Consider the following 15,522-nt stretch of genomic DNA (forward strand, 5'->3'; position numbering starts at 1 on the left):
CCTTGTTTAGCTGCTGCTGGCTTCGGTCAGCAGCTGTCGTTTCAGAAGCGATAATTGCACCCCGAGTTGATCAATTGCCTCTGTGCTTAACGTTTGTTGGCCAATGGCATCGATTAAGCTGTCGAGCGTTGTGAGTAACTCGGGTTGCTTGATATCGCTCGCGGCCTTACGAGCAGCGTTGAGCAATTCGCGCGAATCCTGCCAAGCTTCAATTTCCAGTAAGGTTCGAATGTGAACATCGAGCTTGTTGTAGCGCTCATAAAATTGCTGCTGCAAGTACTGGCAATCAGCGACTTCGGTTAATAGCTCGGTTGCTGGAGACTTGAAGTGCTCACTATCAACCTGATAACTCAAATGACGACTGAGTACACGCACTAACTCTGTCATGATCACCGGCTTACCCATATGATCTTGCATGCCCGCGGCTAAGCAGCGATTCCTATCTTCCATTGACACGTGAGCAGTCAGAGCAATGATTGGCAAGTTACGGAGTTCAGGCCGCTGCCGGATCAGTTTAGTGGCCTCAATGCCGTCGATGTCCGGCATTTGCAAATCCATCAATACCAAGTCAAACGGTTGCGACGCTAACCTTTCCAAAGCCTCGTCGGCCGATGCTGCGCCTTGTGTTTTTAGGCCAATGCGCGACAACATCAATTGGGTAATTTGCAGGTTGACCGAATTATCTTCCACGACCAGTATTTGTTGGCCATTGAAGGTTAGGTTTGCAGGCTCGGTGGTTGCCGCCGGGGTTTGCAGCAGTTTGTCGGTTGCAGCGGCCACCGGCAGCTGAATATCGAACCAGAACTTACTGCCGCGATCGGGAATGCTGCTCACCTGCAGCTTACCGCCCATTAGGCTAACAAGACGCTGGCAAATCGCTAAGCCAAGTCCTGTGCCGCCGTATTGGCGTGTGGTGGCATTGTCTGCTTGCGTAAAAGGTTTGAACAAGCCCGCGAGCTTGTCATGGGCAATACCAATGCCGCTGTCAGTGACAGCCAATCGTAGATTAGCCTTATCGCTATCACCGTCTGGAAGCTGCGTGACCGTCACGGTGACGTGACCACCTTTCGTAAATTTGATGGCGTTGGATACTAAGTTCATCAACACCTGACTGAGCCGGAGTGAATCGCCCATCAGGCCAATAGGCACGTCGGTGGCTAATTCAACATTGAGCTGAAGTTCCTTTTCTTCAGCTTTCGGTAGCATCAGCAAGCGTAAATTATCGAGCAGCGCTTCAATATCGAATGCTTGTTCACTGAGCTCTAAATGGCCGGCTTCGATTTTGGAGAAATCGAGAATGTCGTTGACGATGGCTTGTAGTAAATCAGCACCGTGGGCCATGCGTTTAAGGTACATTTTCTGCTCTGGCGATAGATTCTTATTGCCAAATAATTGAACCAACCCAGCAATGGCATTCAGTGGCGTGCGGATCTCGTGACTGACGTTAGCGACAAAATCTGATTTGGCTTGCGCGGCTAACTCTGCGCTCCGTCGGGCTTGTTCCACATTGCGCTGAATTTCTTTCCGGCTAGTGGCGTTTCGAAGCATCACAACGGCACCAATACTGCCATCTTCCATGGCGGTTGGCGCCGCATTGAATTCTAATTCCAATAGCTCGTCTTGAAGCCGTAACTGACCTTCGCCTTCGGCCATGGTTCGAGTAAAGCGGGCTTCATGCACACACTGCTCAATCGTCATGGAGCCACTGACCGGCAGTAATAAACCATCAATGGGGATGCCGACCAAGTCGATAGGCGATTGATCGAGCCATTCGGCAACAGCTTCATTGGCGAAGTTGATACAGCCTCTGCTGTTAATTTCAAGAATGCCATCGGATGACGCTTGCAGCACGCGGCTGAGTCGATCATTTAAGCTTTGTAATTCCTGAGTTCGAGCGCTTACCTGCTGTTCAAGCGAGTTGTGATAAGTCGCCAAGACTTTGGCTTTACGCACCATGCTAGAAAACAATTGGTGCTGTTCGCGATAGTGGAAATTAATCCGACTGGATTGATTGTGTGGAATTGGAAAGTTGCCCTTGCCAGCAAAATGAACCAGCGAGTCGAGCGGTTTGGTAAACAAGCTAGCCAACACTTTGCCCAGGAACACCGAGGCAAATGAGGCCACGATAATAAACAAAACCCATTTTAGGTAATGCTGCTGCAACTGGGTCAGTACCGCATCGGCAGACGTAACGACGATGACGGTAACGTCGGTATCTAGCATTTGTGCGTTATAAAAGTAATCCGCATCGCGATGCCCCAGCTTCAGGCGGATAGCGGGAACGGGTAAGGGTAACGACGATAATGATTGCTTGGCCAACGCAAACGGTTGGTTCATCGGTAAATTGAGTGTTTGACCACTCAGTACGATGGGGTGTTCGGCGTAGCTAATGATATAGCTGAACGCACTGTCCCCCACGATCGCCTCTAAATTCTTCTGATGTGGTGCTAACGGAACAATGGCCTGCACATATCCGCTAATGGTGAAGTTGTCGTCGGCATATATTGCGCGAGTGGCGGTCAGCGCGGGTTGATGGGCAAAATCCAGAGCCAAATAAGGATAAGAGATCACCGTTTGATGTGTGGCTTTGGCTTGTGCCAATTCGTCGCGATTAACCTGCAATGGCGTTGCTGGCGATAGTAGTCGACTGCCCAAACTGGCTTGCGAACTATGGCGAATCAAGTTGCCTTCAGCATCGGTTAATAGAATGCCTAGGTATTGAGGGGCGGAAGCAAACATCGCATCCAACTGTGCTTGAGAAGGCAGTTGACCAGCACCTAAATGGGTTCGCCATAAGGCCACCAGAATATCGAGTTGTTCGACTTCCCGCGCACGATTTTGAGTCGCGTAGTTACTCAATTGCTGTGAGTAATTGGCTAAATCTTGGCGTAATGATTGTTCAACGTCTTTGGTGTAGAGGCGTTCACTCATTAAACCGTATGCCAGCAAACAAACGGTGGTAAGCATGCCAAATGCTTGGGTTAGGTAAACCTTCAGCGGTGGCAACGCCAGAGGCGTTTCTGCTAGGTGCCTGCGGCACCATGGCAGCATCGCAACAAAGCCGGCCAGTAACGTGTATAAATAGCCATTCAGTGCTTGTTTAACCAAGATGGTTGCCAGCATTGGTGGTGACATATCTTCAACACTGATCAGCACCAGATACAAAAGAGGGATACCAATGAGGATCCAGTACAGGATGTCGGCCACCAGAGCGTGAATCCGCTGGCGTATCATTTGACTGACAAACAACACTTCCAGTGGGAACCACAAAAAGCCCCAGGCATGTTGCCAGTTAATCCATAAGCCAACGCATGATAGCAGCGCAACCAATAGCGCATACTGGGGCCGCATTAAGATCGCTGCGAGCATACAGAAGAAGCCGCCCATCACTAAGCTGGTATTGGCAAACATCTGGATGGTGAATAGGTTGCTGACCGCGCCAAGCAAGCCGAGGCCTACTGCTGTGAGCAAGGGCATATGCCGAGCAATTTTGGGCGAGGAAAACAGAGCGAACAAAGGTGGCACCATCCATTGGTGATTGAATAAGCAGTGCTACATTATCAATTTGTTGGCGGAAAGCGAATGGGCCAGTTATCAATCCTTTGCATTCAGTTCAGCTTTGGTTGATTTGAAAATCCAAGTAACATAAGCGGCCAGTACTCGATAGCCACTATTTTGGCAGGAATAAGCCTTGATCCATATTATCGCAGAAAGTGTTGAATTGGTTGCCAGCGCCAAGGCGCTAGCAAAACAGTTTGCCCTCCCGTTTGGAGGTGGTTCCAGTAGCGATCTGCAGCTTGTGATGACGGTTCAAGGTTTAACGTTGCGCGATCGGCAGCAACCCAAACTTGGCGGCGTGACTGTCGATTGGGCCGCAGGTTCGGTGGCTCATCGGCGTAACTTTGGTGGTGGCCGTGGGCAGGCGATTGCCAAAGCCGTTGGAATGAAACAAGGCCAAACCCCGAGCGTGTTGGATGCAACCGCAGGGCTTGGCCGCGACGCCATGGTGTTAGCAAGTTTGGGCTGCCAAGTATCATTGGTTGAACGGCATCCTGCGGTAGCAGCATTACTGTACGATGGTTATCAGCGCGCGTGCCTGAATGTTGATATTGGTGACTGGGTTCAACAACGTGTGAGTTGCCATCATGGTGAGTCGGAGTTAATGATTGCCGAGCTACCACGTCATGATGTGGTGTACCTCGATCCCATGTACCCGCACCGGCAAAAATCAGCGGCCATCAAAAAGGAAATGCGGGTGTTTCAGCAACTGGTCGGCGCAGACCTCGACGCTGAGTCGCTATTGGCAGTGGCACGCCAACGCGCCAACAAACGTGTGGTTGTGAAACGGCCGGACTACGCGGAATTCCTTGCCGGGGAAAAACCACACCACCAGATAGTGACTAAGAAAAACCGCTTTGATGTTTACATGAGCGCTAGCTAATAGCTTGATAAACATCAAGGTCCTCGTTTCTTGCCACAGCATATTTCATAAAACCGTCACATTTCTTGGCTACTTTGCCAGCCGATATTCAATTTTCTGCTGGCAAAAATATGCGCGTTTCCCATTATTCCCGTTTCTCAGCAATTACCCTGTTATCGGTAAGTTTGGCGTTTATTGGGATGTTGTATTGGGCGCAAGGCCAATTAAATACGTCTAGCGAGCAGCGCTCGCAATACGAAGACATTAAGCACACGGCCACCCTAGACATTATTGCTGCGTTGCAAAATTACTTGCTCAAAGGTGACGCGGTGTTGCTGGTGGAAGTTGAGCAACGACTAAACGGTTTGGCTGAGCAACTTGCGCCGCTACCACCGCAAATTGCTGCGCCGGTGCAGCAGCAAGTCAACCTACTGCTTAGTAAAACCCAAACCGATTACCGCGCTATTGGCAAACTCAGTGGTGACCCGATGGCGCTGCTGAAAAATGCCGAACGCGAAATGCTCGCGAGTAGCAAGTCATTGATTCGCTATGCAGCCGATGGTGCCGGCAATGATCCGCAAACGGCACGCCGTTTCACTAGCATCGGGATAGACTTGTCTAGCTTGCTACACGAATTAAGTGAGGCCCGCCAAGATCTATTCGTCAACCCCAGTCAAACGCGCGATCACATCAATACGCTAGTGAACAAACTGGCGACACTTAGTCGTCAGCTCAACGAGCTCCCGTTATTGGGTATTTATGCCGAGGTTGAAGTTGATGAATTTTCGCTTGGTGATGACGAGGAAGAAACCGAGGAGCTGGGCGCGATGGCGATTGCCGAGTTAACCAGTTTGATCCGCCGTTACCCCAGCGAATTGCAGCGCACCCAGCAACTTGCGGATGAGCGAGTAAATAGCTTGCAAGCCCTTGAACAGGACATGCAAAACTTCAGCGATAAAATCGCCAACGGCGAAGCCATGGTAGCCGCCGAACGCGAAGCCATGTTGCAGCGCTTAAAATTAGTGCTCGGCGGTCTAGTGGCGGTACTGCTATTTATTGCCATCAGCAATTATGTGCTGCAATTTCTCTATGTCCTCAAACCATTGCGCCAGTTACGAGCTGGGTTTCGTCAGTTACTTGAAAGCAACGAGCTGCACACCATTGATATTCGCAATAAACGATCTGAAATGGGCGAAATTGCGTCATATTTTAACCAGCTCATTGAGCAGGAAATGATGGCTATGAAACGCCGCCAAGATCAGCTGCAAGTCGTCTCTAATGCACTTGAAACCATTAGCGGCCAAGTAAATGATATTTGTCGTTCCAACAGCGATGCCGAGCAACAGTTACTTGGATCTCGCGCAGTCACCTCCGCGCTAGCTGACATTACCACCGAACTGAGCCGAATTTCCGGTGAAGTCGAGTCGAATGCCCGTGAAACCGAACAGGCCATGACCAACAGCCAAAGTGGTGTTGCGCAGGTTATTGCCGCCAGCGAGCAAACTGCTTTGGCTGCTCATGAAGGGTTGGCATCGTTACGTAACCTGACCGCATCGGTTGGCGATGTGAATGCCATTCTCGATGTGATTCGAACCATTGCAGATCAAACGAATTTGCTGGCACTCAATGCCGCCATTGAGTCTGCGCGCGCCGGTGAGCATGGTCGCGGCTTTGCGGTGGTGGCGGATGAAGTGCGTGGGCTGGCGATGAAAACACAACAATCGCTGGGGGAAATTACTCAGATTCTTGACACGCTAACACAAGCCTCAGACAGCCTAGAGGGTAGCATTAGCGATGTGCAGACGGCCTCCGGTCATCAGAAACACATTGCTCAGCAATTGCTAGAAACCTCCGAGAGCGTTCGCGAGAAATCGCAGCAAGCTGTTGATGTGGCGCAAAAAGCTAATAGTTTTGTACAGCAGCAAGAGCAGCAAGTGGGTCACTTTAACCACGCGATGGACAGCGTTCAGCAACACGTCGAAGGCGCGCGTGGCTTGGCTGTCGAAATTCAAACGGATGTGCGCACCCAAGCCGGTCACATCACCCGTACACTGGTTGATACAGCAGCGAACAACGATTCTCGTGGGCAATCGGCGAAAGTCGCTTAAGGCTGATGCATTCCCCCGCTATACTGCAACTTGCTTCGGCGTGAAGATGATGGCCAATTGGGTGCTGATCTAACCGAAGCGAATTGTCCTCGCGCCTGCAATGGCGCTTTTTCGTCTTTAGCTGGGCGATGTCATGGCTGCCTTTGGTCGCGACATGCCGAAGTGCTTCATTTTTATCAACTCGAAAGGTGAGTGAATTGGCTGGCATGATTGCCCTTTTAGCCATGGTAGTGGCAATGACGCCGCTAGCCATCGATATGTACCTTCCTGCTATGCCAACCATTGCAGCGGACTTTAATACCCCATTAGCAGCGGTGCAACGCTCATTAACAACCTTTCTGATTGGCTTTGCTATGGGTCAATTGATTCACGGGCCGCTGTCAGATGCGCTGGGACGCCGGCCGGTTATTTTGGGTGGATTAGCATTATTTGTGGTTGCCAGCTTTGGCGCGGCCATGGCCACAACGGTTGATTCATTTTTGGTGTGGCGGGTGATTCAGGCGCTGGGCGGCGCTGCAGGATCCGTGGTGATCAATGCCATTATTACCGACAAGTTTGAGGGGCCCGCGGCCATTAAAGTGCGCTCCACTATTTTAACGGTGATGCTCATCGCGCCGCTATTGGCACCAAGTATCGGCAGCGGTTTACTCCTCCTTGCTGACTGGCATTCGATTTATTGGGTGCTTGGCGCTTATGGCTTAGTGGCGTGGAGTTGGTGCTGGGTATCGCTACGCGATCTAGCCCCTGGTAGCGGAGGCATTAAGCTGTCGGCACTGGCACGTCGCTACCACACAGTGTTATCGGATCGGCGCGGTTGGCTGTGGTTCTCTGGCATGGCATTTCACTCAACCACCATGTTTGCGTTCATTGCCGGCTCACCTTACCTATACATGGATCACTTTGGCGTCAGCCCCGAAATATACGGCGTTTTATTTGCCGCCAATGTGGCGGTAATGGCAGTTGGGGCGGTACTGAATGGCCGAATGGCGGGGCGAAATAGAGCCCGCTATATTTTGCGTCGAGCGCAGGGTTTTCAACTTTGCGCGCTATTAGCTGCCGTTGCGCTCATGGCATCGGGCTACGGACAATTAACCACTTTAGTGCCTTTAATGGCCGTTGCGATTGGTGTGAATAGCTTTGTTTTTCCTAACGCAACGCAGCAAGTGATGGAACTGTTCCGCACCAATGCCGGAACGGCTTCGGCACTTCTGGGCGCAAGTCAGTTTGGAATGGGAGCGCTTGGCAGCGGCTTAGTCACGCTTGGTAATGAGCATGGCCCGTTGCCCATGGTGGCGATGATGGCAACCACAGCTACACTAGCTTTTACCCTAATTGGATTAGCTTGCCGACAATCAACTGAAGCAACAACAAGTTAGGTTTTTTAAGGGGTAATTGTTGAACGTTTAAGTGGTCGAGTTTGTCGAACACTTGAGACATGGATAATATGCGCTCAAAATGAGCCCCGAAATTCGGTGCAACGAGGACAACACCGCTATGATCATTAAACCCCGCGTACGTGGTTTTATCTGCATTAACGCACACCCAACAGGTTGTGCAGAAAACGTTAAACAACAAATTGAGTATACCCGTCAGCAGCCAGCTATTACCGATGGCCCGAAGCGAGTTTTGGTGATCGGTGGGTCGACCGGCTACGGCTTGGCATCGCGTATTACCGCATCCTTTGGTGGCGCAGAAGCAAAAACCATTGGCGTGTTTTTTGAAAAACCACCGACAGAAAAGAAATGTGCATCGGCAGGTTGGTACAACACGGCGGCGTTCCATGCTGCGGCCGATGAAGCTGGCATTTATGCTAAAAGCATCAATGGCGATGCGTTCTCTGACGCCATTAAACAACAAACCATCGATCTGATTAAGCAAGACTTAGGTCAGGTTGATATGGTGGTTTATTCACTGGCATCACCACGCCGAACCGATCCAGAAACGGGTGAAACCTTCACATCGGTATTGAAACCAATTGGCGAAGGCTACACAGCACGCACGCTGGATACGAGTAAAGAAGTGATCCACGAAGTGTCGGTTGAACCTGCCAACGAGCAAGAAATTGCCGATACCGTGAAAGTCATGGGTGGCGAAGATTGGCAACGCTGGATCGACATGATGGCCGAAGCTGGGGTGTTGGCCGACAACGCCCGTACCGTGGCTTATAGCTACATTGGTAAGGAGCTGACTTGGCCGATTTATGGTCATGCCACCATTGGTCGTGCCAAAGAAGATTTGGATCGCGCTGCGAGCGAAATGAATAGTCAGTATGCAGGCCAAAACATCAAAGCCAATGTTGCAGTGCTGAAAGCCTTGGTTACTCAAGCATCATCAGCTATTCCAATCATGCCATTGTATATTTCATTGCTGTACAAAGTGATGAAAGAGCAGGGCACTCACGAAGGATGCATTGAGCAAATCAGTGGCTTGTTCGATCAACTATACATCGGTCAAGAAATCCATGATGAAGTTAATCGTATTCGGGTTGATGGCAAAGAGTTGGACGATTCTGTACAGCAAGCGGTTACCGATTTATGGCCGCAAGTTGAAACGGACAATATTTTTGAACTGACGGATTATGCTGGTTATAAGTCAGACTTCCTGAAGCTGTTTGGCTTTAACTTCGACAACGTAGATTACGAAGCCGATGTGAGCCCTTTGGTTGAGCTGAAGCTAGCTGGCGAATAAACCGCAGGCGAGTTGTCAAACTTTTAAAAAGCGAGCTTCGGCTCGCTTTTTTGTTTTTGTTGTACCGCAATATGCGCATATTTGGACACGTCCACTATGCTGAAATTTACGTATGAACGATACGTTGCGGTGCGTAAAGCAATGGCATAGACGGGAGAATGTATGGGTGAACTGCGCTCGAATGAACGTGATGCAGCCTACTGGCAGCGCCTCAGCCAACTGGAAGCTGGCCGTGCTGCCGTACTCAGATCGGCAGCGCAGGGCGAGGCGGTTGAAGTCATTCTTAATACCTTGTGTGCTAAATCCGAGCAGTTCAATCCGGCCATGAAAACCTCGGTGCTGTCGTTAAATCAACAGCAAGGCACGTTACACCCGATAGCGTCAGTGTCACTGCCGCAATTCTATTGCGATGCGCTCGATGGGGTCCATATTGGCATGGGGGTTGGCTCTTGCGGGACAGCCGCGTTTTCAAAAAAACGGGTCATTGTAGAAGACATAAATACCCATCCGTACTGGTCGCAATACAAACAGTTAGCCCTTAGTGCTGGCTTGCAGGCATGTTGGTCGGAGCCGATTGTTGGCGCGCAAGGCCGAGTATTCGGCACCTTCGCTATTTATTATGATCATCCGCAAACGCCGACTGAGGATGATCTACAGTTTATCGAAACATCGGCGAATTTGGCTGCGGTGGTGTTTGAAAACTGGGCCAATCGCGAACAATTGTTAGAAGCCAACCGCCAGCTCAGCCAAACCGTAGATGCCCGTACCGAAGAGCTCAAAACAGTGAACCAAGAACTGTCGGCCCTGATCACCAAACAACAACAAAATGAATTATCGCGCCTAGAAACGGAGAAGCAGGCCACCATTACTACCTTGTTGACTGGCGTTGCGCACGAACTCAACACGCCACTTGGTGTGGCGCTCACGGCCATTTCATGTAGCCATCAAGATATTCAGCAGTTACAGCAGGGCATCGAACAAAAAACAATGACCCAGTCGGAGGCTTCACGCTTGCTACATGAACTGGAGCAGAAAGCCGAGCTGACAGAAACCAACATCGCCAAAAGCTCAGAATTAATTCGTCTGTTCAAACGCATCGATTCCTCCAGCAATTACCATTCGAAGCACCGTTTTAATGTGGCGCGGTTACTGAAAGAACTGCAAACGCAATACCGCGAATCGGCCGGCTTTGCCAACTTCGCCATTGAGGTCAGCCCGTCGGTATGCTGCCAATCGAAATATGCATTCTGGCAAATGCTCACGGCATTGGTGGAGAACTCACTGGTGCATGGTTTTGATAACTCCGCTGAGGGTCACATCTCGATTGGTGTTTCTGAGACAGATTCGCACCTTCATATCACCTATCACGACGACGGCAAGGGCATTGCGGATATCGATAAAGCGCGTGTGTTTGACCCGTTCTATTCCCCTGATAAGGCAAAAGGAAAAATGGGGCTTGGGTTAAACTTGGTACGCAATATCATCTACAACGTATTCCACGGCACCATCCAACTGGTTGATTCTCCCGTCGGTGTGCGTTTCCAAATTTCCATTCCTCGTTAGGCTCATTGTTAGCGTTCATTTTGCAAAATTGTATCGGCCGATATTCCATCGATTGATTTGCTGTCAGATCTAGCTTTTGTTGATCTGAATTTGGAATCGTAGCAAGGGTGCGATTACACTCGCCTGTGTATTCATAACAATAACGATTACAACAGCAAACTACCGACTTGGAACAACCATGAAACTTACTCTAATAAGCGTGGCACTGGCTGCTGCGAGCCTGATGGCTTGTCAACCGCAAACCAGTGAAACCGCGCCCCAAAAATCCGTACAACCAACGACTGAAAAGGCGCCCTTAACGCTTGTCGAAGGGTTTGATAGCAACCGTTTTAATATTTATACCCCGGTTGAATTAACGGCTGATCTTAGCGGCCTCAGTAACAATCAAAAGCAAATGATTGGGTTATTGATAGAAGCCTCTGAAATCATGGATGACCTTTTTTGGCAGCAAGCTTTTGGTGCTTCTAAAGATGCTTTGTTGACTCAAATTGCCGATCCTGCGCTGAAAGCCTTTGCAGATATCAACTACGGCCCTTGGGATCGACTCGACGGCGACAAGCCCTTTATTGCAGGCTATGCCGAAAAACCGTTAGGTGCCGCCTTCTACCCAGCTGACATGACCAAAGCTGAATTTGAACAATTTGGCGCTGACGGTAAAGACGGCCTTTACAGTGTGGTTGAGCGCAATGACGCTGGTGAGCTTGAGCTGGTGAGTTATGCCGACAAATACGCTAGCGAACTGACCAAAGCAGCCGCATTGTTACGCCAAGCTGCGGCGTTGGCCGACGATGATGAGTTTGCGGATTACCTTCAGCTGCGTGCGGATGCTTTTTTGAGTAATGATTATTTCAAGTCGGATGTGGCTTGGATGGCCATGAAAAACAACGCCATTGACGTGGTGATTGGCCCAATCGAAAACTATGAAGATCAGCTCTTTGGCTATCGCACAGCGTTTGAAGCTTACGTTCTTATTAAAGATTTGGCGTGGAGTGAGCGGTTAAGCAAATACGCTGCGTTCTTACCTTGGCTGCAACAAGAGCTACCGGTGCCAGCCGAATATAAGGCCGAAAAGCCGGGCTCCGATGCAGAGCTTAATGCGTATGATGTGGTGTATTACGCTGGTCATAGCAATGCGGGTAGCAAAACCATCGCCATTAACTTACCCAATGATGAGCGGGTACAGCTTGCGCAAGGCTCGCGTCGGTTGCAACTTAAAAATGCCATGCGTGCTAAGTTTGACCAAATTTTAGTGCCTATTGCTGATCAGCTCATTGTGCCAGAGCAGCGCCAACACATTACCTTCAATGCGTTCTTTTCCAATACCATGTTTCATGAAGTGGCTCATGGCTTAGGCATTAAGAACACCCTTGATGGAACAAGCACAGTGCGTCAAGCCTTAAAAGAACATGCATCGGCATTGGAAGAAGGCAAAGCCGACATGCTTGGCCTGTATATGGTTCGCAAATTGTACGAAAAGGGCGAGATCACCGAAGGCAAATTGCATGACTATTACACCACCTTCATGGCGGGCATTTTCCGCTCTGTTCGCTTTGGCGCTTCTAGTGCTCACGGTGTCGCGAATATGCTGCGTTTTAACTATTTTGCAGCGCAGGATGCATTTAGCAAAACCGAAGAGGGTTTGTATCAGGTTAACTACGATCAGTTTGAGCTGGCGATGGATAAATTATCTGAGAAAATCCTCCGCTTCCAAGGTGATGGAGACTATGCTGGCGTGGCAGATTGGGTTGCCCAAGCGGGTGCTATTGGCCCAGAGTTGGCGGCAGATCTCGATAAACTAGCAGCCGCAAACATTCCGGTTGACATTGTCTTTCAACAAGGCAAGGATAGCCTTGCGCTAAATTAGAAATTGACGGTCGCCAATAAATTGGCGGCCGCTTTAAATTGAAAGAATCAAGCAAATCCCGGAGAGGAAACATGGTATTTGGTCGCCGATCAGGCTTTGCTCTTAGTGAGCGCCGCAAAAATTCGGCTTTACCGGAACAACACTCGCAAAAGCTGCATCAATTTCAGCTCGATCGGGTTAGTGATTTATTGAATATGGGTGCAAGCTTGCTGTTTGTTCGCGACGCTGAAATAGCGCCACTTGCCATCTTGGAACATGGTCATCAATTACTCACTGTTGATCATCACGGCTTGATTCAAAGCGATCCAGACTTGCAGATTCGCTAAGCTCCCAGGTTTCGCGATGCGCTGTGTCATCATGGGCCTAGCGATTTCTATGCTCGGGCTTATTGCCCGCCTGCTCTCCCAATTGCATCGAACAGCACGAACAACTATGTTGTTGGCTAGGTAACTCTAGTGAGCTGTTCATGACCCCACTCATTCAACATTCTCCCCATGGCATCCCGTTAGTCTTGTCGCCGGCGAATGGCTTTCCGCCGCTGGTCTACCGTGCCTTGCTAGACGAATTAACGAGCCTCAATCAGCTACAACTATGGCTCGCAGAGCATCGGCCCTTGTGGCGCAATCAACAGCTCATGCAGCCGTTTAATTGGCAGCAGCTAGCGACCGATCTAATACAGCAGATTGAGCAGCAGCAGTTGCCGCCGGTTATTTTGCTGGGGCATTCGCTGGGAGCCGTTTTAGGATTAATGGCGGCCCGCCGCCGACCCGATCTGTTTCGGCAATTAATTTTGGTCGATCCGGTGTTCTTTCCAGCCTACAAATCCCACTTTCTACGCTGGTTGCCGTGGCGCTTCAAACGCACGATTCCAATGATCAAGAAAACCCTTGGCCGGCCTGAACGTTTTGCCGATGCGCACTCGGCATTTAAATTTCATCGCCGGGCGTCGGCTTTTCGGAATTTATCTGACGAGGGATTGCAGACCTATATCGAGCATGGATTTGAGGAAGTGGATAGCGAACTTCAGCTACGTTTTGGCAAATCGTGGGAAGCTGCAATCTATGGCTCTTTGCCCAATGTTTGGCCTGATTTACGTCAGCTCGAAACACCAACCATTGCTATTCGAGCGCAGCATTCCAACACGTTGGCGCTGCCGCAATGGCAACGTTGGCAGCGTTTAAAGCCTCAACATCAGTTTGTTGAATTTAGTGGGAGTGAGCACTTGCTTCCGCTAACGGAGCCGCATCGACTGGCCGATTATTTGAGGCCGGTATTAAGCCAACTGGTGACCGCGGCAAGCGCCTAAGCTCGTTTGAAGAAGGTAAAGATTTGCTGCAACAGTGGCGTGCGAATGCTGTCGACTTCCAATAAGGGCTCGTGGCGCGCTTTGGGAAGGTTGAGCCAATAGCTTTCGACCGGCTTTTGTAACAAGTTACGCCTTAATTTTTGCTGGCCAGCAGGCGCGACCACACGTTCGTCTTCGGCAAGGGCGAACAACATGGGAGTAACCAGCTTGTCTGTGTTGTGCTGAATCGATTCAATTAGACGCATCGCCTGATACAACCAACCTGCGGTTGGGCCGCCTAACTGTAGCTCCGGTTGCTGTTGATACATGGCTCTGAATTCGTGGTAACGCACCGTGCTGGATGTCAGTGGATTTTGCTCAAATCCGCTATCGTGATAGTCACGGCGAGAGCTAGAAATATAATCCGGACACTGCTTTTGTTTGCGCCAGCGCCGAGCTTCTATGGCGCTGCGAACAGCCAAGTAAGGTTTCAGAAAGACTGCAGGGTAGGGCAATGGTAAGCCAAGCATTGGAGCGCTCAGCGCTGCGCGGTGAAACTGGTTAGGCGCGAGCTGCATGGCTCGTAACGCAATGCTGGCGCCCATTGAATGAGCAATCAGATAACAAGGCTGATCATCAAAATTACAGCGCCGAGTCAGTTGCAATAAATCTTGGGCGGCATGGTCAAATGAATCCATGTGGCCAAGATGACGCTCGGGAAAGAACCGTTGTGATAAACCTTGCCCGCGGTGATCGATGACTGAGACTTGATAGCCTTGGTTAAAGCAATCCATCGCAAGTTCGCGATATTTAAAGGCCGCTTCTGCCCGACCTGGCGCAATGACCAATAACGGTTGCTTGGGTTGCGGATAAAAGCAGTAGTGCAAACGCCGGCCGCGAGTGCCTGTCATGACGTGTTGTTGCTCGTGGCGTTGACAGAAATCCGTAATTTTTAGCTGGCGGAGGCTATCGGTTTCGGCGAGTTGCGGAAGTTTACTCACGAGGCGGGTGGCGCCTCTGATGCTTTCGATTCGGTCCGCTGATTCATCATCGCGTTGAGTAGCTTCATCAAAGCGTTTGGATCACGCATTTGCCACAGCCGCGCCCAAGCTCGATTTTTCTCTTTGAAATACTCGGTCAGCTCTTCAACGCTACAGCCTTCTTCAGCAGGCAGTGTTTGTAACACTTGCACGTAGTTATGGCCGGTTTGCGCTTGGGTTTGAATAATTGCTGGCAGCCGCTCAATCAAATGCTCTAAAACTTGACCAACCCGCTGCTGCACTGCGCCTTGTTTGTCATTGAGTTGGCGTAATAGCTGCTCTTGTAACTGGCGGCAGGTGTGGGTCAAGGTTTGCTTGGTCAGCTGTAATTGCTGATTGGCAGAACGTAGCAGTTTATCGCTTTTGGCAAGCGCTTTGAGAAGCGACAGGCGCTCAACAAAAAGAAGTATGTTTACCAGAATGCTGGCAACTAAAATCACAATCAAATACATCATAGGACTGGGTGACCATTAGTGGGAGTTGGCACTGTGCGTCGCTGGTATCTATTTCGCGGCCAAAGGCTCGCGTACCGAACGTGCAGATCCGTCTATCAA

General features: G+C 50.2%; 11 protein-coding genes. 8 read left to right on the plus strand and 3 right to left on the minus strand.

The window, feature by feature from the left end:
* Positions 1–6: 6 nt before the first annotated feature.
* The gene (locus K0504_RS14570; protein WP_220104881.1) at positions 7–3,471 is read right to left on the minus strand and encodes an ATP-binding protein; all 3,465 of its coding nucleotides are present in this window, start codon (positions 3,469–3,471) and stop codon (positions 7–9) included.
* Between the two features lie 250 nt (positions 3,472–3,721).
* On the opposite strand from K0504_RS14570, the gene K0504_RS14575 reads away from it, so the two are divergent.
* The 8 genes from K0504_RS14575 (at position 3,722) to K0504_RS14610 (ending at position 13,949) form a co-directional block, all read left to right on the plus strand.
* Positions 3,722–4,441, plus strand: a complete 720-nt coding sequence (locus tag K0504_RS14575) for a class I SAM-dependent methyltransferase (protein ID WP_404823015.1) — start codon at positions 3,722–3,724, stop codon at positions 4,439–4,441.
* A 110-nt stretch (positions 4,442–4,551) separates the two neighbouring features.
* A complete protein-coding gene (locus K0504_RS14580; protein ID WP_220104882.1) occupies positions 4,552–6,528 on the plus strand; it encodes a methyl-accepting chemotaxis protein in 1,977 nt (658 codons plus the stop codon).
* Between the two features lie 206 nt (positions 6,529–6,734).
* Positions 6,735–7,904, plus strand: a complete 1,170-nt coding sequence (locus K0504_RS14585; protein WP_225918165.1) for a multidrug effflux MFS transporter — start codon at positions 6,735–6,737, stop codon at positions 7,902–7,904.
* Positions 7,905–8,022: 118 nt separating this feature from the next.
* Positions 8,023–9,216 carry an enoyl-ACP reductase FabV gene (gene fabV, locus K0504_RS14590; protein ID WP_220104884.1) on the plus strand — a complete coding sequence of 398 codons (1,194 nt, stop codon included), beginning with the start codon at positions 8,023–8,025 and terminating at the stop codon, positions 9,214–9,216.
* A 162-nt stretch (positions 9,217–9,378) separates the two neighbouring features.
* Positions 9,379–10,779, plus strand: coding sequence for a sensor histidine kinase (locus K0504_RS14595; protein WP_220104885.1), 1,401 nt, complete (start codon positions 9,379–9,381; stop codon positions 10,777–10,779).
* A 178-nt stretch (positions 10,780–10,957) separates the two neighbouring features.
* The gene (locus tag K0504_RS14600; RefSeq protein WP_220104886.1) at positions 10,958–12,643 is read left to right on the plus strand and encodes a dipeptidyl-peptidase 3 family protein; all 1,686 of its coding nucleotides are present in this window, start codon (positions 10,958–10,960) and stop codon (positions 12,641–12,643) included.
* 71 nt (positions 12,644–12,714) lie between these two features.
* A complete protein-coding gene (locus tag K0504_RS14605; protein ID WP_220104887.1) occupies positions 12,715–12,969 on the plus strand; it encodes a hypothetical protein in 255 nt (84 codons plus the stop codon).
* Between the two features lie 140 nt (positions 12,970–13,109).
* Entirely contained in the window at positions 13,110–13,949 is an 840-nt protein-coding gene (locus K0504_RS14610) for an alpha/beta fold hydrolase (RefSeq protein WP_220104888.1), read from the plus strand.
* Here the strand turns inward: K0504_RS14610 and K0504_RS14615 are convergent.
* Both K0504_RS14615 and K0504_RS14620 read right to left on the minus strand, forming a co-directional pair.
* On the minus strand, positions 13,946–14,929 hold the full coding sequence (locus K0504_RS14615) for an alpha/beta fold hydrolase (RefSeq protein WP_220104889.1): 984 nt from the start codon (positions 14,927–14,929) through the stop codon (positions 13,946–13,948). The two genes, K0504_RS14610 and K0504_RS14615, sit on opposite strands and share 4 nt — an antisense overlap.
* Positions 14,926–15,423 (minus strand): hypothetical protein, encoded by a 498-nt coding sequence (locus tag K0504_RS14620; protein WP_220104890.1) that lies wholly within the window; start codon positions 15,421–15,423, stop codon positions 14,926–14,928. The genes K0504_RS14615 and K0504_RS14620 overlap by 4 nt, the downstream gene beginning before the upstream one ends.
* Positions 15,424–15,522 lie beyond the last annotated feature (99 nt).

Origin of the sequence: Neiella holothuriorum, from assembly GCF_019457915.1 — a bacterium.
Taxonomy (GTDB): domain Bacteria; phylum Pseudomonadota; class Gammaproteobacteria; order Enterobacterales; family Neiellaceae; genus Neiella; species Neiella holothuriorum.

Coding starts and splice junctions, on each gene's coding strand:
- fabV (WP_220104884.1), top strand. CDS start 8,023: ATGATCATTAAACCCCGCGTACGTGGTTTTATCTGCATTAACGCACAC.
- K0504_RS14620 (WP_220104890.1), bottom strand. CDS start 15,423: ATGATGTATTTGATTGTGATTTTAGTTGCCAGCATTCTGGTAAACATA.
- K0504_RS14610 (WP_220104888.1), top strand. CDS start 13,110: ATGACCCCACTCATTCAACATTCTCCCCATGGCATCCCGTTAGTCTTG.
- K0504_RS14600 (WP_220104886.1), top strand. CDS start 10,958: ATGAAACTTACTCTAATAAGCGTGGCACTGGCTGCTGCGAGCCTGATG.
- K0504_RS14605 (WP_220104887.1), top strand. CDS start 12,715: ATGGTATTTGGTCGCCGATCAGGCTTTGCTCTTAGTGAGCGCCGCAAA.
- K0504_RS14580 (WP_220104882.1), top strand. CDS start 4,552: ATGCGCGTTTCCCATTATTCCCGTTTCTCAGCAATTACCCTGTTATCG.
- K0504_RS14585 (WP_225918165.1), top strand. CDS start 6,735: ATGATTGCCCTTTTAGCCATGGTAGTGGCAATGACGCCGCTAGCCATC.
- K0504_RS14595 (WP_220104885.1), top strand. CDS start 9,379: ATGGGTGAACTGCGCTCGAATGAACGTGATGCAGCCTACTGGCAGCGC.